Below are 351 nucleotides of genomic sequence, written 5' to 3'. Positions count from 1 at the left end.
TATGCGGGTGTGGCGGAATTGGCAGACGCACCAGACTTAGGATCTGGCGCCTTTGGCGTGGGGGTTCGACTCCCTTCACCCGCACTTTTAATAAAATATCTCATACATGTCTTGCGGAAGTAGTTCAGTGGTAGAATACAACCTTGCCAAGGTTGGGGTCGCGGGTTCGAATCCCGTCTTCCGCTCCAATTTTCAATATGACATGCCGGGGTGGCGGAACAGGCAGACGCACAGGACTTAAAATCCTGCGGTGGGTGACCACCGTGCGGGTTCGACCCCCGCCCTCGGCACCATATGCGCCCGTAGCTCAATTGGATAGAGCGTTTGACTACGGATCAAAAGGTTAGGGGT

The 351-nt window shown here is 54.7% G+C and carries 3 tRNA genes; all 3 read left to right on the top strand.

From position 1 onward, the window contains the following. Window positions 1–3: 3 nt before the first annotated feature. Window positions 4–84: transfer RNA gene (locus AC1DIT_RS28650), tRNA-Leu, on the top strand. A gap of 29 nt (window positions 85–113) precedes the next feature. Next, window positions 114–188 (top strand) — tRNA-Gly (locus tag AC1DIT_RS28645). 16 nt (window positions 189–204) lie between these two features. Then, window positions 205–293, top strand: a tRNA-Leu gene (locus AC1DIT_RS28640). Window positions 294–351 lie beyond the last annotated feature (58 nt).

The organism is Bacillus sp. 05T22 (assembly GCF_056396765.1).
This window is presented reverse-complemented; position numbering and strand designations above follow the sequence as displayed.